The 21,075-nt window shown below is 37.9% G+C and carries 28 protein-coding genes; 1 reads left to right on the plus strand and 27 read right to left on the minus strand.

What is annotated here, in order from left to right; translation table 11 throughout:
- Nucleotides 1-50 precede the first annotated feature (50 nt).
- Complete coding sequence (locus tag MLC35_RS08200; RefSeq protein ID WP_346389002.1) at nt 51-554, plus strand: RDD family protein; 504 nt, start codon at nt 51-53, stop codon at nt 552-554.
- On the opposite strand, the gene MLC35_RS08205 is transcribed toward MLC35_RS08200, so the two are convergent.
- From MLC35_RS08205 to rplU, 27 genes are all read right to left on the minus strand, one after another.
- Nucleotides 538-1,260 carry a tRNA 2-thiocytidine biosynthesis TtcA family protein gene (locus tag MLC35_RS08205; protein ID WP_434638307.1) on the minus strand — a complete coding sequence of 241 codons (723 nt, stop codon included), beginning with the start codon at nt 1,258-1,260 and terminating at the stop codon, nt 538-540. The genes MLC35_RS08200 and MLC35_RS08205 overlap by 17 nt on opposite strands.
- A gap of 16 nt (nt 1,261-1,276) precedes the next feature.
- Nucleotides 1,277-1,969, minus strand: a complete 693-nt coding sequence (locus MLC35_RS08210) for a 5'-methylthioadenosine/adenosylhomocysteine nucleosidase (RefSeq protein WP_346389004.1) — start codon at nt 1,967-1,969, stop codon at nt 1,277-1,279.
- A 2-nt stretch (nt 1,970-1,971) separates the two neighbouring features.
- Nucleotides 1,972-2,694, minus strand: coding sequence for a nitrilase-related carbon-nitrogen hydrolase (locus tag MLC35_RS08215; RefSeq protein WP_346389005.1), 723 nt, complete (start codon nt 2,692-2,694; stop codon nt 1,972-1,974).
- 1 nt (nt 2,695) lies between these two features.
- Nucleotides 2,696-3,634, minus strand: a complete 939-nt coding sequence (fabD, locus tag MLC35_RS08220) for an ACP S-malonyltransferase (protein ID WP_346389006.1) — start codon at nt 3,632-3,634, stop codon at nt 2,696-2,698.
- Nucleotides 3,631-4,434, minus strand: coding sequence for a Fis family transcriptional regulator (locus MLC35_RS08225; protein WP_230973305.1), 804 nt, complete (start codon nt 4,432-4,434; stop codon nt 3,631-3,633). Before MLC35_RS08225 ends, fabD begins: the two co-directional genes overlap by 4 nt.
- Nucleotides 4,382-4,906 carry an FKBP-type peptidyl-prolyl cis-trans isomerase gene (locus MLC35_RS08230; protein WP_151899923.1) on the minus strand — a complete coding sequence of 175 codons (525 nt, stop codon included), beginning with the start codon at nt 4,904-4,906 and terminating at the stop codon, nt 4,382-4,384. The genes MLC35_RS08225 and MLC35_RS08230 overlap by 53 nt, the downstream gene beginning before the upstream one ends.
- A gap of 75 nt (nt 4,907-4,981) precedes the next feature.
- Nucleotides 4,982-5,887 (minus strand): tetratricopeptide repeat protein, encoded by a 906-nt coding sequence (locus MLC35_RS08235; protein ID WP_418640528.1) that lies wholly within the window; start codon nt 5,885-5,887, stop codon nt 4,982-4,984.
- Between the two features lie 9 nt (nt 5,888-5,896).
- Nucleotides 5,897-6,454, minus strand: a complete 558-nt coding sequence (gene pal / locus MLC35_RS08240) for a peptidoglycan-associated lipoprotein Pal (protein ID WP_151899921.1) — start codon at nt 6,452-6,454, stop codon at nt 5,897-5,899.
- Nucleotides 6,455-6,526: 72 nt separating this feature from the next.
- Nucleotides 6,527-7,777 (minus strand): Tol-Pal system protein TolB, encoded by a 1,251-nt coding sequence (gene tolB, locus MLC35_RS08245; protein ID WP_151899920.1) that lies wholly within the window; start codon nt 7,775-7,777, stop codon nt 6,527-6,529.
- A 3-nt stretch (nt 7,778-7,780) separates the two neighbouring features.
- Nucleotides 7,781-8,497, minus strand: coding sequence for a TonB C-terminal domain-containing protein (locus tag MLC35_RS08250; RefSeq protein ID WP_434636556.1), 717 nt, complete (start codon nt 8,495-8,497; stop codon nt 7,781-7,783).
- Nucleotides 8,490-8,882, minus strand: coding sequence for an ExbD/TolR family protein (locus MLC35_RS08255; protein WP_346389010.1), 393 nt, complete (start codon nt 8,880-8,882; stop codon nt 8,490-8,492). The genes MLC35_RS08250 and MLC35_RS08255 overlap by 8 nt, the downstream gene beginning before the upstream one ends.
- A 4-nt stretch (nt 8,883-8,886) precedes the next feature.
- A complete protein-coding gene (locus tag MLC35_RS08260) occupies nt 8,887-9,453 on the minus strand; it encodes a MotA/TolQ/ExbB proton channel family protein (protein ID WP_434636559.1) in 567 nt (188 codons plus the stop codon).
- Nucleotides 9,454-9,460: 7 nt separating this feature from the next.
- Nucleotides 9,461-9,853, minus strand: a complete 393-nt coding sequence (atpC, locus tag MLC35_RS08265) for an ATP synthase F1 subunit epsilon (protein ID WP_151899917.1) — start codon at nt 9,851-9,853, stop codon at nt 9,461-9,463.
- A 27-nt stretch (nt 9,854-9,880) separates the two neighbouring features.
- Nucleotides 9,881-11,275, minus strand: coding sequence for a F0F1 ATP synthase subunit beta (atpD, locus tag MLC35_RS08270; protein ID WP_151899916.1), 1,395 nt, complete (start codon nt 11,273-11,275; stop codon nt 9,881-9,883).
- 11 nt (nt 11,276-11,286) lie between these two features.
- Nucleotides 11,287-12,177 carry an ATP synthase F1 subunit gamma gene (gene atpG / locus MLC35_RS08275; protein ID WP_151899915.1) on the minus strand — a complete coding sequence of 297 codons (891 nt, stop codon included), beginning with the start codon at nt 12,175-12,177 and terminating at the stop codon, nt 11,287-11,289.
- 10 nt (nt 12,178-12,187) lie between these two features.
- A complete protein-coding gene (atpA, locus tag MLC35_RS08280; RefSeq protein WP_151899914.1) occupies nt 12,188-13,705 on the minus strand; it encodes a F0F1 ATP synthase subunit alpha in 1,518 nt (505 codons plus the stop codon).
- A 23-nt stretch (nt 13,706-13,728) separates the two neighbouring features.
- Complete coding sequence (locus tag MLC35_RS08285) at nt 13,729-14,262, minus strand: F0F1 ATP synthase subunit delta (protein WP_151899913.1); 534 nt, start codon at nt 14,260-14,262, stop codon at nt 13,729-13,731.
- 1 nt (nt 14,263) lies between these two features.
- Nucleotides 14,264-14,776 (minus strand): F0F1 ATP synthase subunit B, encoded by a 513-nt coding sequence (locus MLC35_RS08290; RefSeq protein ID WP_193150191.1) that lies wholly within the window; start codon nt 14,774-14,776, stop codon nt 14,264-14,266.
- A gap of 9 nt (nt 14,777-14,785) precedes the next feature.
- Nucleotides 14,786-15,208 (minus strand): FoF1 ATP synthase subunit B', encoded by a 423-nt coding sequence (locus MLC35_RS08295; protein WP_151899911.1) that lies wholly within the window; start codon nt 15,206-15,208, stop codon nt 14,786-14,788.
- An 84-nt stretch (nt 15,209-15,292) separates the two neighbouring features.
- Nucleotides 15,293-16,141 (minus strand): ParB/RepB/Spo0J family partition protein, encoded by an 849-nt coding sequence (locus MLC35_RS08300; protein ID WP_346389012.1) that lies wholly within the window; start codon nt 16,139-16,141, stop codon nt 15,293-15,295.
- Nucleotides 16,141-16,923 (minus strand): ParA family protein, encoded by a 783-nt coding sequence (locus tag MLC35_RS08305; RefSeq protein ID WP_151899909.1) that lies wholly within the window; start codon nt 16,921-16,923, stop codon nt 16,141-16,143. The genes MLC35_RS08300 and MLC35_RS08305 overlap by 1 nt, the downstream gene beginning before the upstream one ends.
- Nucleotides 16,920-17,555 carry a biotin--[acetyl-CoA-carboxylase] ligase gene (locus tag MLC35_RS08310; protein WP_418640530.1) on the minus strand — a complete coding sequence of 212 codons (636 nt, stop codon included), beginning with the start codon at nt 17,553-17,555 and terminating at the stop codon, nt 16,920-16,922. Before MLC35_RS08310 ends, MLC35_RS08305 begins: the two co-directional genes overlap by 4 nt.
- The gene (gene fmt, locus MLC35_RS08315; protein ID WP_346389014.1) at nt 17,536-18,450 is read right to left on the minus strand and encodes a methionyl-tRNA formyltransferase; all 915 of its coding nucleotides are present in this window, start codon (nt 18,448-18,450) and stop codon (nt 17,536-17,538) included. The genes MLC35_RS08310 and fmt overlap by 20 nt, the downstream gene beginning before the upstream one ends.
- Nucleotides 18,451-18,452: 2 nt before the next feature.
- Nucleotides 18,453-19,214 (minus strand): glutamate 5-kinase, encoded by a 762-nt coding sequence (gene proB / locus MLC35_RS08320; protein ID WP_346389015.1) that lies wholly within the window; start codon nt 19,212-19,214, stop codon nt 18,453-18,455.
- A gap of 4 nt (nt 19,215-19,218) precedes the next feature.
- Entirely contained in the window at nt 19,219-20,319 is a 1,101-nt protein-coding gene (gene obgE, locus MLC35_RS08325; protein WP_151899905.1) for a GTPase ObgE, read from the minus strand.
- Nucleotides 20,320-20,468: 149 nt separating this feature from the next.
- Nucleotides 20,469-20,726 carry a 50S ribosomal protein L27 gene (rpmA, locus tag MLC35_RS08330; protein WP_151899904.1) on the minus strand — a complete coding sequence of 86 codons (258 nt, stop codon included), beginning with the start codon at nt 20,724-20,726 and terminating at the stop codon, nt 20,469-20,471.
- Between the two features lie 19 nt (nt 20,727-20,745).
- Complete coding sequence (gene rplU, locus MLC35_RS08335; RefSeq protein ID WP_151899903.1) at nt 20,746-21,054, minus strand: 50S ribosomal protein L21; 309 nt, start codon at nt 21,052-21,054, stop codon at nt 20,746-20,748.
- Nucleotides 21,055-21,075 lie beyond the last annotated feature (21 nt).

Below are 21,075 nucleotides of genomic sequence, written 5' to 3' on the forward strand. Positions count from 1 at the left end.
AAAAGTGTTACATTAGTATTAAGTAAGATTTTTTACGCTATCTTTAGGGTATGAAAAAAAATATTAGATATGCAGGGTTTTGGATACGCTTTTTTGCTTCATTTTTTGATACGCTCTTTTTGGCTCTGCCTGTAGGTATCATTATTTATTTTGTAAGTGATGGCAACTGGTTTGATTTTGTACAGTACCAAAACAATATTCAAATGGCAATGAACGGGAATATACATGCTCTTGACCAACAGCCCCATACCTCTTTAACATGGGAATTTGTTTTTGAGATTTCAGTTTTGCTTGTAACAATTCTTTTTTGGGAAAAATGGCGCGGAGCGACCCCCGGGAAAAAATTTCTACATGTAAAGATAGTTGATGCCTTTACATGTAAAGATATAAACAACAAACAGGCGATTACACGTTCTTTGGCCTATATCCCCTCATTACTGTTGTTCGGACTCGGGTTTTTGATGGTGGCTTTTCGAAAAGACAAAAGAGGACTGCATGATTTAATTGCCGGAACCATTGTAATCTATGATGAAGAGGCTACTCCTCACTCATAAAAAAACTATCGACTGAGATGTTTTTAAAAGCGGCATTCAGTGAAGTAAAAAGCTGAGGATGTTCTTTTTCCATTGATGAGAGCATCTCTTTCATCTGTGCTCTTGCATAGGGCATTTTGACATCAAAACGCATGGCAGGACAGGCTTCATCGCCTATGGCTTCTATGCCGTTGTCTTCCACAAAAGCACGCAGCTGACGTTCACGCATCTGAATCAGAGGACGAATCACAACAAGCCCGTTTTGGGCTGTATATTTCGGAGCAAGACTGCGCATCTGTCCATTGTAAATAAAATTCATAAAAAAGCTCTCTGCCGCATCATCCATATGGTGGCCAAGTGCAACCTTGTTACATCCCAGTTCTTTGGCAACACTGTAAAGATACCCTCGCCGCATACGGGAAAAAAAGCTGCAAAAGGAAGAATTTTTGCGAATTTTTTCTTTTGCCAAATCATAGGTCTTGGTCTCTTTTACTATATGTTCTATACCATATTCCCTGCAATGTGCGGAGAGTTTGTCAAAATTTTCACCCATTCCGTAGCTTACGGTAACGGCAATAAAATCAAAGGCAAAAGGGGCCCGGCGCTGCTGCTCTTTCATCGCATGAATCATTGTCAGAGAGTCTTTGCCTCCGCTGAGTCCGACAAGAATTTTGTCCCCCTCTTCTATCAAGGCAAACTCGGCATTTGTTTTACCGAGTTTTGACATAATTTTTTTGGAAAGTTTAACCGACAAGTTTATCAACCATTTTCATAATAAATTCAGCAGATTCCACGGCACTGGTCTCTAAAAACTCATCAAAAGAAAAACTTGCATCCATGTCTGCCGCATCACTTATAGCACGAAGAATAAAAAAAGGCACATCCAAAGCATCACATACAACAGCGACACTTGCCCCTTCCATTTCCAGTGCATCTGCATGAAACGTCTCTCCAATCCAGTTTTTTCTTTTTTCATCTGCTACAAACTGATCACCCGTTGCAATAATACCTTCTTGGACATTTTTGCCCATCTCTTTTGCAACCTCTTTTGACAGGGCTGTCAGTTCTTTGTCTGCTTCAACATAAACAGCACCCTCTGGCACATATCCAAAAGGATGTCCAAAGGCTGTAATATCAAGATCGTGTTGGGCAAGTTTTGTAGCTACAATCAAATCTCCTACTTTTAGCTTTGGCGATATTGCTCCGGCAACACCTGAAAACAGAAGTTTTTGCGCTCCAAAATGTTCACACATGGTGGTTGCCGTCAATGTTGAAAATACTTTTCCTATTTTTGAATAGGCTATGACAAGATCTGTGCCTTTGTAATTTGCTTCATAATATTTGTTTCCTGCATATACAGTCGTTTTGTATTCACCTAATTTTTCTAAAATCGGTGCGATTTCTTCAGGCATTGCACCCATTATTGCTATTGTCATATTTATTCCTCGATTGTAAATGTCTGTATTGATTTTTCAAACAGTGGCAACTGATGCACTCTTTTGCCCTCTTTTTGAACGATACAGCTTCCGCCCCAAAAGCCAAGTCCGTCTTCAAATCCCACACGGTTGACAAAAAGAAGCTCTGCGCGGCACTCTTTTGCAACATTGCTGATAATTCCATACCATTTGTCTTGAATATCCAAAGATTTTTCATTAAATCCGCGAGCCGGGGATGCCACAAGAACGATGATCAAGTCCGGATCAAGGCTGGTGAGTTCTTCATGCACACTGGTATGCCACAAATCCTCACAGATGAGCATCGAAACTTTTTTTCTCCCCGCAACAAATGATTCAAATCTGTCACCGCCTTCAAAATAGCGTGCTTCTTCAAACATTCCGTAATTTGGCAGGTGTACTTTTATATGTTTGGAGAGAAGTTTTCCGCCGCTGTAGTACAGTGCTGTATTTCTAAAAACATTCCCGTCTTTGAGTGCTGCGCCGACAACAATATCAATATCTTTGCTCAACTCTTCAAAAACACTCAGTTCTTCAAGCAAATAGGCATCTTCAAAAAGTTTATCCTGAAGCAAATACCCACTTAAAGAGAGTTCAGGAAAGACTATAAGATCTGAACTTTCTTTGACATCATTTATCCAGACAACTGCCTCGGTAATATTTGTACGGTTTAACTTCGGTGAAGTTTGTGCAAGTGTGACTCTCATATTAAGAGCAAACTTCCTCTTTCACTTTTTGTAATGATGCCATATCTGATATATTGAGTGTTTTCAACTCTTTTGCAATTCTTCTGTTAAGACCTTTTAGTACAACTCCGTTGCCAAATTCTATGGCCAGGTCAACTTCAGGCGCTATTGCCTGAATTGACTGTTTGTATTTTACCGGTTTTACAAGCTGCTCTTTTAAAAGGTCAACTGCTTCCGCTTTTGTACTGTAGGGTTTTGTTGTAACATTTGAAATCACAGGGGCTTCAAAATTCTCTTGTATCTGTGTTTGCATAATTTCGGCAAGAGATTCCTGTGCAGGTGCCAGTATATCACAGTGTGATGCAACAGACATATTTAAAAGCAAGGCTCGTTTTGCTCCTGCTTCTTTAAAAGTCTGCTCCAGTGATGCCAGGTCTTCTTTATTTCCCGCAACTACAAGTTGTCCGTCCTGGTTATAGTTGGCAGGCCATACCTGTTTGCCTTCGTTTTGTGCATCACTGCAGATTTTTTCCACACTTGCGTCATCAAGGCCGACAATTGCCATCATACCGGCATTTTTTCCTTCACAGGCTTCTTGCATAAAAGCACCGCGTTTATGCACAAGTTCTACGGCATCTACATAATCAATGGCACCTGCTGCACATAAAGCAGAAAATTCACCCAGAGAGTGTCCTAAAAAAAGTTCGGCTTTAGTGTCGGGACAGGCCTCTTTGAAAAGTCTGTATGCTATCATCTGAACAAGTAAAATTGCCGGCTGTGTATAGGCCGTCTGTCCCAGTTTTTCATTTTCTTCAAAAATAAGTTCTTTAAAATCCACACCGATTCTTTCACCGGCTTTATCAAACATTTCACGTGCAGTTTCAGAATTTTCATAAAAATCTTTTCCCATACCAACTGCCTGAGAACCCTGTCCTGCAAATATCATAGCTATTTTTTTCATATTTTTCCTTCTATATATTTTTTATTTTCTGTTATCTTTTTTCGTAATGTGTTTCTGTTTAAACCCAGACTTTCAGCTAACTGTACCTGTGATTTAAACTTATGCAGACCTGCTTTGAGAAGCGGTACTTCATAAAGATACAAATAGTTTCTGTAATCACTCTTGGAACCAAGTTTGTCGTAAAGATAATGTTCAATAATGTCCATTAGCTCACTGTCTTGAATATCTTGAAGTAAATAATTTATCATCACCTGTCTTTTTAAAGAGATGGCATTTTGGGACAAATCAGGCTTAAAATTACTTACGTCAAAGTTACTGCACTCACCAAATAACACAATAGCTTCGCTCACAAACTTTTCGATTAATGCTTTGACATCTTCCATTCTCTCTCGTAAAGGAGGAATATTAAACTTCACACTGAAAAGTTCATCAATTGCCCGGTGGGAAAAAGAGTCTTTTGCCGTTGCTATAACTCTTACATTGTTTTCTTTTACAGCCTGTACCAAACGTTCAATATTGGGTGAATTGTCAAGATTTGTGATTATGATAGCTTGTGTGTTTTCTAACGAAAGAAGCAGCTCATCAAAATTAGATGCGTCAATTATAAATGCATCAGGGAGAATAAAAGAAGCCAAGGTCTTTTTTCCAACACCGTGTTCACCTGTAATAAGTGCATTTACCGTAAGTGTTTTTAAAAGAGTCGCTGTCTTTTTAGCCTGGGAGGAAGCCTCACAGGCAGTTAGAAATTTAGTTACATCCACAACCGCTGCCGCCACCTGTTCCACAACAACCCTCTTCATCAGAAGGTTTGTTTTCTTCCGGAACACCAGTCATTGCTTCTTCAGCAGAGGCATCTCTTACATTGTTAATGGCAACAGTGAACATTAAATCTTTTCCGGCAAGAGGATGATTAAAATCAATGACAACAGTATCATCTTTGATTTCTTTCACTATAACCTGCACAGTTCCACCATCTTCACCCTGACCGTAAAGAGTCATGCCCTCAGTTAAATCAATTCCGGCAAACTGCTCTTTTGGAACCTCTTGCGTTGCATCTGCATTATATTCACCATAGGCATCTGCTGCTTTAACTAAAATGTCAGCTTTGTCACCTGTATTCATATCTTTGATTCCGTTTTCAAGTCCTGGAATAATTTGTCCTTTTCCGAACATAAATACCAATGGAGCTCCACCTTTGTTACTGTCTACGATTTGATCGCCATCACGTACTTCATATTCCATTGATACAATTTGATTGTCTTGAATTGCCATTATTTTACCTTTTATTTTTTTGGGATTTTATCATAATAATCTATATTATTGCTGAAAAGCATCTTTTACCCCAGTTTAGTCTAAATGTTTCTTAGCCTCTTTTGCTTCTTTTGAATGAGGATATTTTGCAATTACAGCATTGTAAAATGCCTTTGCATGTGCCTTGTCTCCTGTTTTATCCATCGCAATTGCAGTATGTAACAACAGTTTTGGCATATACGAAGCTTTGTCATACAAAGAAGCACTTTTTTTAAAATATGAAATTGCCTCTGCATAATTTTTTCTTTTAAAGTTCATCTCACCTATCATATAATGTGCATAGGCCGGTTTGTATTTTCTTTTAATGAGTTCTTTATAGTTTTGAATCGCTTTTGTATAGTATCTTTTGTCAAAATTTGCTTTTGCCTGGTTGTATAACTGCGCACTGCTTATTTTGCCCGGTTTCACACTGTTTTTTCTAGACTGCATCTCTTTTGCAATCAATGTTTTAAAATCATTGATATCTTTTACAAGAGTATTGAATGTATCTTTGCTTACATACTGGGCATTTATTTTATCTACGACTTTTGAAAGCTCAAAGATCATAGTTTGCAGTTTTGCTATCTCATCTTGATTCTTCTGTACTTTTTCAGCCAGCCTGGTTTGAAACTCATGAATATTGTCAAGATTTACTCTGTTTTGCTCTTTGAATTTTTGTAATTCTCGCTTATTTTCATGAGAGCGTACACTCAGATTCTCTACAACACTTTGTATACCGTCTACCCTTTCACGCAATGAATCAAGTTTGCTGGCTTGTGATTTTGTATTTATGGCAACTTTTTTTAAAGTATCTTTTGTTTGCAAAATAACTTTTTCACTTTGAGTAAGTCCGTAGGGTGTCGGTGCGGTCAAGTCGCCTGCTCCGAACGCAGAAGGTTCAGAAGCAAACGATAAAGAAGAGACAAAAGTAAGAAGTAATAAAATGCGTATATTACTTTTCATCTATAAAACTTATGGTAAAAGTTTGAAATTTACACGACGGTTTTTAGCCCAGCATTCTCTTGTGTGCTCAGTACATACAGGATTACTCTCTCCGTAACTGACCATAGAAATACGAGAAGCGTCAATGCCCTCGGCAACCAAAGCTTTTTTTACACTGTTTGCACGTTTGAGTCCAAGTGCAAAATTGTACTCATCACTTCCCCACTCATCACAGTTGCCTTCAAGTTTTATATTAAAAGACTTTGCAGTAGTTTTTCCAAGTTCTGCTGCAGTATCCACTTTCTCCTGCATGTCAGGTCTAATGTTATACTTGTCAAAATCAAAATAGACTGTAGGGAATTTTGATTCAATTGCACTGGCACTTAACTGATTGCTGTTGAGTGTATTTGAAGATGAACTAATTTCCGCATTTTCACCTGTCACAGTTTCAGTCATCACTTCTTCAACTTCTTGTGCTACCGGTGCTGTGACTTCTTCAGTCTTTGTGTCGACTGCCGGTTCTTTTGTACTACAACCACTGAAAACCAAAAGTGCTACTACAACACTTGAAAGAACTATACTTTTCATTATTTATTTCCTTGCTTTTAAAATTGATATATTATACCAAAAAAATGTAATAAGTGATGAACACTTAAAACTTTACCAGTCCATAGATTGTATTTTTCCTGATTTTAGAGGAAAAAGATAGTTTTTATTGTGCATCAGCCGAATAATGCCAATGGCACTTTGCGATTTGTAGTTTTTTATAAATATAATCGCATCACCGTCTTTGGAAAACCTTGGAAACTCATTCACTCCTGTCGCAGTGAGCCTGCGAATAAAATCGGTCTCTGTGGAGATAAGATGCAGATTAAATGTATTTGCACTAAAAGCATTTGAACTCTCACGGGCCTCATAGACTACATAATGTCCTTGCGCACTGCATGAAGAGTTTGCTTTTCCATAATAAACCAGCTGTTCCACAAGCCCGTTGTCCAATCTTTTGGAAAACACATTGGGATAGCCTAAACGGGATGAAATAAAAATAATTTTATCATCTCCCATAAACTGTCCGTTTACATCTATTCCGCTGTATGTGGTAATTCTTTTATATTTTTTTGTCTCTGTATTGTAAAGATAAATATCCGGCTGACCGTCTCTTGCCATTGTCAGCAGCAGCTTTTTTCCGTCTTCGCTGACATCTGAACATACCATCATCCCGTCAGAAGATATAATGTTTTTCACTTTTGCAGTTTTAATGTCAACATATTTCAAAGTAGGTTCAAAAGAATCCAAAGATGTATAATAAAATGCGGTCTGTGCTTTGTTCGCCCATTTTGGAAAGATATTCAATCCGCCTGAGATGATTACATGCTGGTAAGAGAGTGTATAGTCCGCAATAATGATTTCACTTTTTTTAGGCGCAACTATACGGGAAAATATAACTTTTCTCTTCATCCATCCAACAGAGGGTTCACCCATAAACTCATTGATATCATAAGCCATTGCATGAGATATAAACATATAGATTTTTTTGTTGTTTACTCTGTATCGTTTTGAAAAGACTACTTCATTTTGGTGAAACAGAGTCATTTCAATATTTAAAGCTTTGTTGTCATCCTCAAACAGTTTATAGCGCAAAACATAATTCATATCTTTATTGGCAACAAGTACATTTGTATCATCAAAATCGGCAAACCTGTGATGTCTGTCAACATTAAATAAAGAAATAACATTTAAATCTGCTATCAAAGCTTTAAAAAAACGCAGCTTAAATGTGTCATTATAGCTGATCGACGCATCTTCAACTGCCAAGGAAGGCAAAGAGTCTGCTTTTTTCACTACTTCTATAGTTGCATCACCTGCAAAAGCAAGGCTGATTAAAATGAACAAAGAAAAAAATATTTTCAAAATCTACTCCTTAGAAATTAATATAACAATCGTTCTGCTCGGTCTGTTTTTCGGGTTAACAGGAAATACAACATCTTTTAATCGTTCTTTAATCCTGTCTGCTTCTTCATTGAGTGCTTCATTCTTAGAATAACTCAGTATTCTAAAATCAATAAGTTTACCAAAAGGGTCAAGTTCGATTACTGTTTTTACACTATTACCCTCACTGTTTTGCGGCACATTAAAATGTTGATAAACAATATCCTGAATTTTAGCCAAATATTCATTAACTTCATTCGCAGCAGATGTTGCTTCACTTTTTGACGGGTCATGACTTGCCTGAAGTGTACTGATCTTTTGTGTGACAGACTCTCTGTCTTCTTGTTTTGTGGGCCTGATTTTTCTTGTAATCTGTTCTATCCGTCTTTTATTGTCAGTTTTTTTAACTTTTTTTACACTGTTGTCTATTTTTTTTGTCCATACATCACTGAACAGATTATTGATATCTATGTTTTTTACAACTTTTTTAGTTGCAGGAACTGTTTTGGAACTTTTCTTTTTCGTCGGGTGCTTTGTATTTGTGACATTAATTGAAACAGAAATATAATTTTCTTTTTTATAGCCATATGCTTTTGTTTTGGAAGCATGAAACATCATATAAAGAAATGAGAATAAAAAAAATGCAAAAAGGAAGAGTGACAAAAAGCCACTTATGTAAAAATAACGGCTGTTGTTATCCATTTGTAGCTAAAGATACCTCAGTGAAACCTGCCTGTTTAACCGCAGCAAGCACTGACATAACTATACCATAGTCCAAACGTTTATCTGCACTGATTAATACAGTTGCTTTTTTATTTAACTTTCTTGCATACAAGGAAAAGTTATCCATAAAAGCATTTAAGAGATAGTTGTCTTTATTGACTTTTATATTTCTGTCTTTGTCTATTGTTATATGCACAGGAGGAATCTTCGAGAGTTGCTCAGTTGTTGAGCCCTGCGGCAGTTTTATATTTTCTTCATATATAATATTTGGAGCGATAACCATTAAAACGACAAGCAATACAAGCATTACATCCACAAGGGGAGTAATATTAAGCTCTGGTTTTTCTTCCCAATCATACAGCACTGTTTTACGCCTTGCGTGCTAAAATCGCATCACTTTGCATTTGAAGATAGCTTATAAGTTCATATGACTTTCTTTTTAAAACCTGATGGTATGTATAGGCGAATGTGGCTACAAATATACCTGAAGCGGTTGCCACTAATGCATCCGAAACACCGCTGGCAATAATTGACATACCTCCGCTGTTTTGTCCGATATGAGAAAATGTATCTAAAATAGAAACAACTGTACCAAACAGTCCGATAAAAGGAGAGGTAGAAGCAAAAACAGAAAGTACAGAAAGTCCTTTTGTCGCATCTTTTGTCGCAGCAAGCATACCGAGTCCTAAAACTTCTTTTGAAACAACATTACTGGTTTTTATAAAATTATTTAAAAAAGAGTTTTCATTGACAGTAGTAGCTCCAAGTAAAAGTGATTCAAGAGAAGCACTTTCACGAGAAAGCCAGTTATTAAGAGAAAAATAGCGGTAAAAAAACACCCAGTTCAATACTATAAAGTATAAAGAGAGCAGTAGCAATACTCCGAGAGTCACAGGGTGGCTTTTTAGATAAAAATCTATTAAATTATTAATCATACGGTTACTATATTAACTTTTGTGCGGCAGATTCTATTTTTGCTGATACTGATGCGATAGCAGTGCTTGAATCTGCAATTTCATTAATAAGTTTTTTTGCTGCATCAAGTGCCTGCGCAATCTCAGATTCAGTTTCACCGCGAATTGCAGCAGCACCTTCAACCAAAATAACAACTTTTTCTTCATCAACTTGAACAACACCCCAATTAACAACAATAGACTCGACTGATTTATCTTCTTTTTCGATATCTACCACGCCAGCTTCTAACAATGTAGTTAGAGATGCATGACCTGCCAGAACACCAAACTCTCCCTCTTTTCCAGGAAGAACAACACTGACAGCTTTACCATTATAGATTTCACCGTCAGGCGTTAGGATTTCAAGTTTAAATGTATCCATTACAGTCCTTTGTCTTAAGCAATATGCTTATTTATTTTTCTCATTCTTAGCAATAGCTTCATCCATATTTCCGACCATATAGAATGCACTTTCAGACATGTGGTCATAGTCACCGTTTAGGATGCCTTTGAAACCTGCAATTGTGTCTTCAAGTTTAACATATTTTCCTGGAGCACCAGTGAAAACTTCTGCAACAAAGAATGGCTGAGAAAGAAACTTCTCAATTTTACGAGCACGTTCAACAACATTTTTGTCATCTTCACTAAGTTCATCCATACCAAGAATCGCAATAATATCCTGCAAATCTTTATATTTTTGAAGTGTTTGCTGTACACCGCGAGCTACATTGTAGTGCTCTTCACCCAAAATTTGCGGATCAAGCAGTCTTGAAGTTGAATCCAATGGATCAACCGCAGGATAGATACCTTTTTCCGCAATTTTACGGTTAAGAACCGTTGTTGCATCCAAGTGGGCAAAAACTGAAGCCGGAGCAGGGTCAGTCAAGTCATCTGCCGGTACATATACTGCCTGAACAGATGTAATTGAACCGTTTTTAGTTGATGTAATACGATCCTGCAGTGCACCCATTTCACGAGCCAATGTCGGCTGATAACCAACAGCTGAAGGGATACGTCCAAGAAGTGCAGACATCTCTGAACCTGACTGTGCAAAACGGAAGATGTTGTCAATAAACATCAATACATCAAGTTTTTTCTCATCACGGAAATACTCAGCCATAGTAAGACCTGTAAGCGCAATACGGTTACGTGCTCCTGGAGGCTCAGACATCTGACCGTAGCACAGTGCAACTTTGTCAAGTACGTTCGATTCTTTCATCTCGTAGTAAAGGTCATTTCCTTCACGAGTTCTCTCACCGACACCGGCAAATACAGAAAGACCGTCATGCCCGTGTGCAACATTGTGGATAAGCTCCATGATGATAACTGTTTTACCGACACCAGCCCCTCCGAAGAGTCCGACTTTACCACCTTTTGCATATGGAGCAAGCAAGTCAACAACCTTAATACCTGTTTCAAACATCTCTGTAGTTGTTGACTGATCAACCAATGGTGGAGGATCACGGTGAATTGACCATGTTGGAGCATCAGTAACCTGCTCTCCTCCATCAATTGTTTCACCAATTACGTTAAAGATACGACCGAGTACTTTTTCGCCAACCGGAACACTGATCGGTGCACCTGTAGCTTTTGCGTCCATACCACGAACCAAACCTTCACTCATATCCATTGCAATCGTTCTAACACGACCGTCACCTAAGTGTGCTGCAACTTCTAATACCAAACGATGTTCACTACCTTCTAAATTAACATTCACTTCAATTGCTTCGTTAATTACTGGAAGATAACCATCAAAATCAACATCAACAACAGGACCCATTACCTGGCTAATTTTTCCAATCATATTTTTCTCCATTATTTCATAGACTCCACACCACTGATAATTTCTATCAGCTCTGTAGTAATAGCGGCTTGACGCGCTTTATTGTATTGTACATTTAAACTTTTTACCATCTCTTTTGCATTGTTCGTTGCTGTATCCATAGCCTGCATACGTGCAGAATGCTCTGCAGCAACTGAATCAATCAAAGAGTAATACATATTGTAATTTACATATTTTTCAATTAAAGACTCAAGCATTTTATCTTCATCTTCTGCTTCAATTTCCATCATTGATTTTGATTCTACTTCTTTACAATCAAAATCATTTACATCAATAGGTAAAACATTGTTTACATGTAACTCTTGTGTTATCATGTTTTTATAGCCGTTATAAATAATATGAACAGCATCCGTTTTACCCTCTTTGTAATCTTCGATAGAAGTTTTTATAAATTCATCAGATCTCGTTTTATTCGGCTTAGAACTTAAGTTTATGACAGTATCAAACATTTCAACTTCATTATACTTATAGTATTCTATCCCTTTTTTACCGATTCCGCGTAAACGCACTTTTACTTTTTTCTCTTTGTACTCTTTTAGAAGTTTATTCACAGCTTTAATTGTTTGAATATTAAAACCGCCACATAAACCTTTATCTGCAGTTACAAAAATAATGTCAACCATTTTTGGGTTTTCAATTGCTGTAAAAAAGCGATTTTCCAACCCTCCAACTCTGTTGCATTCTATGCGTCCAGCTATTTCGGCAATGACCTGATTCATTTTTTGAGCATAAAGACGAGAACGTTTTGCAAGTTCTTCTGCACGGCGAAGCTTGGCAGTCGATACAAGCTTCATCGCACGAGTCGTCTTTTGAGTGTTTGAAACACTCTTAATCTGTCTTTGAATATCTTTCAAGTTTGCCATAAGTTATTCCTTAGTTAGCTACAAAGCTGGCTTTGAACTCTTCTAGTGCTTTCATCAATAGTGTTTTTGTTTCATCATCTACTTTTTTAGTACTTCTGATATTTTCAAAGATCTGAGGATATGATGCTTCTATAAACGGATACAGTTCTGCTTCAAAACGAACAACATTTGATACATCCATATCATCCAGGAAACCTTCATTTCCGGCAAATATAATAACAACCTGTTTTTCAGCAGGAAGTGGTGAAAAAGGCCCCTGTTTTAGGATTTCAACCATTCTTTGTCCACGCTCTAACTGTTTACGTGAAACTTCATCAAGATCAGATGCGAACTGGGCGAATGCCTGCAATTCTCTAAATGATGCAAGATCAAGTCTTAATGTACCTGCCACCTGTTTTGTAGCTTTAATTTGCGCAGCACCACCAACACGAGATACTGAAAGACCGACATTGATCGCAGGACGAACACCTGAATTAAACAAGTCAGTTTCCAAGAAAATCTGACCATCGGTAATAGAGATAACATTCGTAGGAATATATGCCGCAACGTCTCCGGCCTGTGTTTCAATAATAGGAAGAGCAGTTAAAGAACCGGCTCCGTTTTCGTCAGACATTTTTGCAGCACGCTCAAGTAAACGAGAGTGAACATAAAAAACATCACCAGGATATGCTTCACGACCCGGAGGACGACGAAGAATCAGTGACATTTCACGATATGCAACCGCATGTTTTGACAAATCATCATATACAATCAAACCGTGTCTTGCATTGTCACGGAAATACTCACCCATAGTAACACCGGTATACGGAGCTAAAAATTGAAGTGCAGCAGCTTCAGCAGCAGTAGCAGATACAATAATTGTATATTCCATTGCTCCGTGATCTTCCAGACGACGAACGATTTGTGCAACAGTTGACTCTTTTTGACCGATGGCAACATATATACATACAACACCGTTGCCTTTTTGGTTGATGATTGCATCTAACGCAACTGTAGTTTTACCGGTTTGTCTGTCACCGATGATAAGTTCACGTTGCCCGCGACCAATCGGAACAAGTGCATCAATTGCTTTGATACCCGTTGCAAGTGGCTCATGTACAGATTTTCTGTCCATAATTCCAGGTGCTTTTTCTTCTACAAAACGAACTTCTGTAGTATCAATCGGACCCTTACCGTCAATCGGTTCGCCAAGTGCATTTACAACACGGCCAAGAAGGGCATCCCCTACAGGAACTTTTAGAAGTGTTCCCAAACGCTTCACGCTCATTCCCTCACGAAGTTCAGGACCAGAACCGAGAATAACAACACCAACGCTGCTCTCTTCCAGGTTTAGAACCAAACCTTTTGTTCCCTCTTCAAATTCTACCATTTCTCCTGCCATAACATTGCTCAGTCCGTAAACCTTCGCAACACCATCGGCATAAGAAACAATTTTACCTGTTTCATTGATATCAACACTTAGTTCAAAGTTGTCGATACGCTCTTTAATTATTGAGCTGATTTCATCAGCTTGAATTTTTGCTACCACTATTGTTCTCCTCTCATTGAAAGTTAAATTGCTTTTATTATATGTTCTATAATTTGTCTGTCTATTCTGTCTTTAGAAAAATTAATTTCTATACCAAGACCTTCTACTTCTACTTTTATACCGTTAAAGTCATTTTTAACAAATGTCAGGCTGATAGTTACATCATACTTTTTGCCTAAGCCGGCACTCAATTCTTCTATTACTTTTGAATTGATATCTGTATCACTGTAAATAACACCTTCATAAGTTTTAGCCGCTTTTGCCAAATCACTTTTCAATTCCTGTGCAATTGCCGGAATAATATTGATACGTTTGTTTTCTACCAACAGCTTGATAAAGTTGTTGATTTTATCAGAGTTGGCACTTTTTACCGCCTCTAACAAAATCTTTGATTTTTCTTGAGCTTTTATGCTTGGGTTAGCAATAATACTGACAAACTTGTCATTTTTAAATGACTCTGCCAAGGCAGAAAATACTGTTGTCATATTTTGCATAGATGCTAAGTCAGAACCCATACCTAAAGCTTTTATGTATCGTTTTGCAATCAGTTCTTCCATATCAGGCAACCTTTTTCAAAATGATATTAGCCATAGTTTCTCTGTCAAAACTATCACTGCTTTGTTTCAATGTCTCTTTTATGACATCTTCAACAACACTGCGAATCATTTTCTTTTCTTCAAATTCTTTTTTGAGAGCAAATTTTTTCACCATAGCTTCAATATCACTTTCTGCCTGTGCAATAATCGTGTCATTCAAAATTTTGTTCTCTTTTTTAGAAACAATCGCCAACTCTTCAGCAAACTTTTCAGCCTCAGAAATTTTTGCCAATGCCTCTTTTTTAAGAGCGATTGATTCATTCAGCTTTTCCTGAACCTTTTTCAATTCGTCAGCTATTGCCTGACTTCTTGATGCAAAGAAATTCTTTACAGGTTCCCCAACTAGATACCAAACAAGCCCGGCAAATAACAGAAAGTTTACAGTTCTTTGAACTATGTCTGTTCCTGCATGCTCGTGCCCAGATGCCAATGCATAAGTTGATATCATTAGCATTAATACTAAAATTCTACTCACATTACACCTTTATATCTGACTAAATTTAGCTTTTACAGCTTCTTTAAATACCGGAACTTGTGACATTAAGTCAGAAGTCAACTCATCTTTAGATTTTGCAAGTGATTGCTCAAACTCTAAATACTCTGCCGCGAGTTCAGCACGTTTTGATTCTAACTTACTGTCAGCTAATTCCTTAGCATCCGCGATAACTTTTTCTCTTAGGGCCGCAGCTTCCAGCTTGGCATTCATAATTATTGACTCTGCTTTTGCTTTGAGCTCATTGATTTCATTGTCATTTGATCCTACTTTTTCAAGATCTTTTTTAATGTCATCATCACGCTTTTGCATAAAAGAAAGTAATGGGTTATAAAGCCAACTGTTCAGAACGGCTATAAGGGAAACAAATACAACAAATGTAGCCAAAAGTAGTATTGGATTTATATCTAACATAGCACCTCCTAAAAGTTGCGTGATTATACTATTATAAAATTGAAACGATAGTTAAATGGAGGTATAAATTTGTTATTTGAGTGATTAGTTTCTAAAATGTGTCAAAAATTCATCAATTTCATCTTGTGATGCAAAACTGACGGTTATTTTATTTTTAGAAGCCTTTACATGGAATCCAAGTGCACTGAATTTTTCTTTTATCTGTGTAAAATCATAATCGGCATCGCTCTTTTTGACAGACTCAGTTGGTGCAGGCTCTACATTTTTCATGTTTTTTATCATAGCTTCAACTTCGCGTACACTCAGTTTCTGCCCTATAATCGAATTGAGTATCAGCTGCTGGTCTTTTTCATTTAACCCAACCATTACTTTTGCATGTCCTGCTGAAATCTTTTTTTCAACCAGTGCCTTTTGTGTCTTTGGAGCAAGCTGCAGCAGACGCAGAGTATTTGTTATATGGGTTCTGCTTTTATGAATAATATTGGCAAGTTCGTCATGTGTTACATCATGCAGCTTTATAAGTTCTGTATATGCCTCTGCCAGTTCTACAGCATTTAATTCTTCTCTTTGAATATTTTCAATCAACGCGAATTGCCGCATTTTTTGTTCATCAGAGTTGAGAACTACTGCCCGTATCTCTTTGAGTTTTGCAAGCTTTGAGGCGCGTAGTCGCCGCTCTCCTGCAATTAAGATATATCCGTCAATATCTTCTGTTACAACTATAGGCTGAATCAGTCCGTCATTTTTTATGGATTCGGCAAGTTCCAAAAGGGCAGTTTCGTCAAAGGATTTTCTTGGCTGAAAAGGATTCGGTCGGATATCTTTGAGCGGAATCTCCAATACAGCATCATACTGGCTTCCTTCATTTTCATATGCCTCGTCTATTTCTCCAAGAAGAGCGTCCAGCCCTCTGCCTAATTTTTGTGACTTCATTATCGTATAATCGCCTGTGCTAAATTTTGGTATGCAATAGAACCGCTTGATTTTACATCATACAAAATTGCAGGTTTTCCGAATGACGGAGATTCTGCAAGTCTTACATTTCTCGGTACCACTATATATTTATCTGCAGCATCTTTAAACAGTTTGCCTTTAAAATGCTGACGCAAATCTGCAAATACCTGTTTGGACAAATTGTTTTGTGATGAAAACATAGTTGGAAGAAAGCCTCTTACCGCAAGTTTCGGATTAATTGATTTTCTTACCAACTTGACAGTATTGAGAAGCTGTGCCAACCCTTCAAGTGCAAAAAATTCACACTGTATCGGAATAATGACCGAGTTTGCCGCTGAAAGTGCATTGATTGTCATCGGACCAAGCGCCGGCGGAGAATCTATAATAATATAATCATACTCTTTTTGTACATTTGCAATCGCTTTTTTCAAAACAAGTTCACGCCCTTTGGCTTTGTCTGCATCATAATACTCTTTTTCTATTCCCACAAGACCTATGTTTGAAGGTGCTAAATGCAGTGTAGGCAGATCTGATTTGAGAATAATTTCTTTGAGCTTTTTTGTACCTATAAGCACATGATAAATATTAAACTCATAATCATTTCTGTGAAAGCCCAATGATGTCGTGGCATTTGCCTGCGGATCTGAGTCAATCAAAAGCACTTTTTTTTCTGCAACAGCAAGTGACGCTGCCAAGTTTACAGCGGTAGTCGTTTTGCCTACTCCGCCCTTTTGATTTGCAATTACTATTACTTCACTCATCGCCTGCTGTATATCCTCTCACCATTTATATTCAAACTGCCATCACTCTCGAGTACACAAGACTCAAGTGATATTTTTTTACCATCACTATGGGTAAAAAACTCCTTGTTGTTTTCAAATTCTAACTTATATTTGCTAAAAACTTGCTTCCATAAAACCTTTTTTTCTATATTTTTCAAATATGCTGCAATTAATATTTTTCTGTTGAGCGCAATATCCAATGATGCAAAGCCCTGTGGTGCTGTTACAAGGTTTATTCCCACACCGCAGACAAGTGTATCGTCTACTCTGTTTGTAATCATTCCGCCTGTTTTTTTTGTACCGATATAAAAATCATTCGGCCACTTTAAAAAAACTTTTGAACCAAATTCAGATAAAGTTTCTTTGAGCAGATAAGAAAAGTACAGTGACACAGATTCTAATTTTAAATCATGAGGCAATTGTTCTGTATCCAGGGCAAAGGACATAAAAAGATTTCCTTTTTGGGAACTCCATTCGTTATTTCGACTGCCGATTCCCTTTGTCTGAATATCTGCAACCACAGCCACAGGAGCAGTCAGCTTCTTGTTTTTCAACTGTTCTTTTAAAAAAAGCTGCGTTGATGGCAGTGTATTATAGTAATGTATCTTCAAGTCCGAGTCTTTTCCCGTTAATATAAGAGATAACATCCATCTCTTTTTTTGACTGTGGCTGTACCTTATAAATACGAAGAGCCCCCTGCTTACATGTAACGACAATACTTTTTTTGTCTATTGCAGTTATTTTGCCGGCATCAGCATGTTCTTCATCTTTTTTTTCAAGCTGTATCTCTTTTAGTTTCAGTCCGCTTGCAAGATAAATTCCCGGCCATGGTGTAAAAGCACGGTATTTGTTATAAATCTCCTGCGCATTGTCAAAGACAACTGCACCGTCTGCTTTTGTTATTTTTTTACAATAAGAAGCATGTGCATCATCCTGTTTTTTGGGCGTATATATATGAAAATTGCGCAGCACATCTATCGTCAGATCAGCAGCAGTCTGTGTAAGCTTTTCAAACAACTCTTCAACCATCATCTCCTCACTGACAGAGACTTTTTCGATTTTTAAAATGTCACCCGTATCAAGCCCCTCTTCCATAAGCATGGCAGTTACACCGGTTGTCTTGTCACCGTTTAACAAGGTTTGCTGTATCGGACTTGCTCCGCGATATTGCGGTAACACCGAAGCGTGAAGATTGATACAGGGTGCATGATCTAAAATTTCTCGTGGTAAAATCTGCCCGTATGCAGCCACTACTATAAAATCACAGGGAATTTCAAGAATCTCTTTTACAGTTTCCTCATCCCGAAGTTTTTTTGGCTGATAGAGCGGAATGTTATGCTCTTGCGCAGTAAGCTTCACAGGAGGAGGCGTAAGTACTTTTTTGCGCCCGACAGGTTTGTCAGGCTGTGTATAGACGGCAACAACATTTATATCTTCTGTTGCTATTACTTTTTGAAGAATTTTCTGGGCATACTCAGGTGTCCCCATAAATATTATATTTTTCATTGCTAACCTTTACATGTAAAGAGAGTACCGCCCTTGTGGGAACCTTCAAGCATAAAACTTTTCACATCACTTAAATCAAAACCACTGGCAAGAAATGTATCTATGTTTGCCTGCAGAAGATATTCTGCGGCTTTTAGTTTCGTAACGATACCCCCTGTTGCAAAAACATTGTTTGGAGTGACTTCTTTATGCAGTTCTTCCTCACTGATTTTGTTTACTGTTTTGAATGCTTTTGCCTCGGGATTTTTTCTCGGATCGCTGTCATAATAGGCATCAATATCTGAAAGAATCACAAGCATATCGGCCTGCATGTCTTTTGCTATATATGCTGAGAGCTGGTCATTGTCACCAAGTTCAAGTTCATCTGTTGCCGTTGCATCATTTTCATTGACAATAGGAAGCACACTGTTTTGCAAAAGTGTTTCAACAGTTGCGCGCACACGCTTAATATCAGAAGGAGTATTCAAATTTGCAGCAGTCACTAACACCTGTGCTGTCAGTATTTCGTATTTTGAAAACTTGTTCGCATATTTATTCATCAAAATAGGCTGGCCTATTGCGGCTAAAGCCTGTTTGTTCGCAATATTGTTTCTATCGAGTTTCAGCTCGGTATAACCACCCGCAACTGCACCGGAAGAGACCAAAATCACCTCATGCTCTTTTTTTAACTCGCTTAGAAATTCTACGAGAGAACGCATACGATCAAGTGCTATATTGCCATCCTGGGTTAAAACGGCACTGCCTACTTTGACTACAACACGCATGGAATTACTGCCTTGTTTGCTGTACTAAATTAAAGAGTGCGTACTTTAAAGGTTCAATATTTTTGTTAATCGCGGAAGAAATAGGCACAACAAAATAAGGTTTTTCTCTATCATACCCTAATGTTTCATCAACACTCCCCTGAATAAAATAAGGTAAATCCTCATCAAAATCAAATTCACTTCCCTTGCTGGACTCAAGATCAAGCATCTTGATAAATTCGGCGATTTTTTGGGAAACTTCTTCTTGAGGCACTATATCTGTTCGTGTTAATGCTATTGCATATCGCGAAGTGCCCAACTTTTGTGAAAAAGAAGCTACTTCGTCTTTGAGTACCTCTATCTGTTCTTTGAGATCTCTGTACGATGCCAAGTCTATCATAAACAGCAATATCTCTGTTCTTTCGATATGACGAAGAAATTCGATTCCAAGGCCCTTGCCTTCATGCGCTCCGCCGATAATTCCGGGAATATCTGCCATAACAAATGATTCATAATCTCCGATATTTACCTGACCGAGTTTCGGCGTTAATGTTGTAAACTCATAATTTGCAATTTCAGGTCTTGCATTGGACACAGTAGAAATAAGCGTAGACTTTCCGACATTTGGAAAACCGACCAGTCCGATATCTGCAATCAGTTTCAAATCAAGCTTGATATTTCTCGTTTCACCCTTTTCACCGGGCTGTGCATACGTCGGTCTTTGGTTTGTCGGTGACTTAAAGTGTGTATTGCCGAGTCCGCCTTTTCCGCCTTGCAGAAATTTCACTTCCTGTCCGTCTTCAACCATATCAAAAAGAACTTCACCGCTTTCCTGGTCAATAATCTGTGTTCCGGGTGGGACAATAATGACTTTTTTTGCCCCTGATTTTCCGGTACAGTTTGAACCTTCGCCGGGTTTGCCGTTTTCAGCTTTTATATGCATTTTTCTCTGGAAGTGTGAAAGTGTATGCGTATTGTTGTCACACTTAAACCATATATCACCGCCTTTTCCGCCGTCACCACCGTTTGGACCACCATTGAGTACAAACTTTTCACGGCGAAAAGCCACACACCCTTGCCCGCCTTTTCCAGAACTAACTGTTAATTCGACACTATCTGTAAACATTCGTGAATCCTTTTTATGGCTTTATGCCATTGTAAATACTTAAGAAAATACTATGAATTATAAAGTAATTTATTAAATATTTTGAATTTTCTTTGTGGAATATGTTTCCATCGGATATGATGGAAACAAGAGGTTTTATACTGTAGAAATTACGCAGCAGGTATAATGGAAACTTGTTGACGCTTTTTGTCTTTTCGCTCAAACGCAACAACACCGTCAACCAAAGCAAATATAGTATGATCTTTTCCCATACCTACATTTTTGCCTGGATGAACTTTTGTTCCTCTTTGACGAATAATGATGTTACCGGCCACTACAGCCTCTCCACCAAATTTTTTTACACCAAGCCTTCTACCAGCCGAATCACGATTATTCTGTGTACTACCCTGACCTTTCTTATGTGCCATTACTTATCTCCTTAATTTATTACGCAGCTATTTTCGTGATTTTAACACGAGTATAGTCTCTTCTGAAACCACGTTTTACTTTAGAATCTTTACGACGACGCTTTTTGAAAATTACAACTTTCTTGTCACGTCCTTCTGCAATAACTTCAGCAGTTACAACTGCACCCTCTACAAAAGGAGTTCCGATCTTAAGCTCTCCGGCATTCACAGCCAGAACCTCTTTAATCTCTACCGTAGCACCAGTGTCAAGAGATAATTTATCCAATGATAAAACATCACCCTCTTGAACTTTATACTGCTTACCACCATTTTTAATAATTGCGTACATCTATGGTCCTTACATATTTTT

The sequence above is a fragment of the Sulfurimonas sp. NW7 genome, from assembly GCF_051132265.1.
In the GTDB taxonomy this organism is placed as follows: Bacteria; Campylobacterota; Campylobacteria; order Campylobacterales; family Sulfurimonadaceae; genus Sulfurimonas; species Sulfurimonas hydrogeniphila.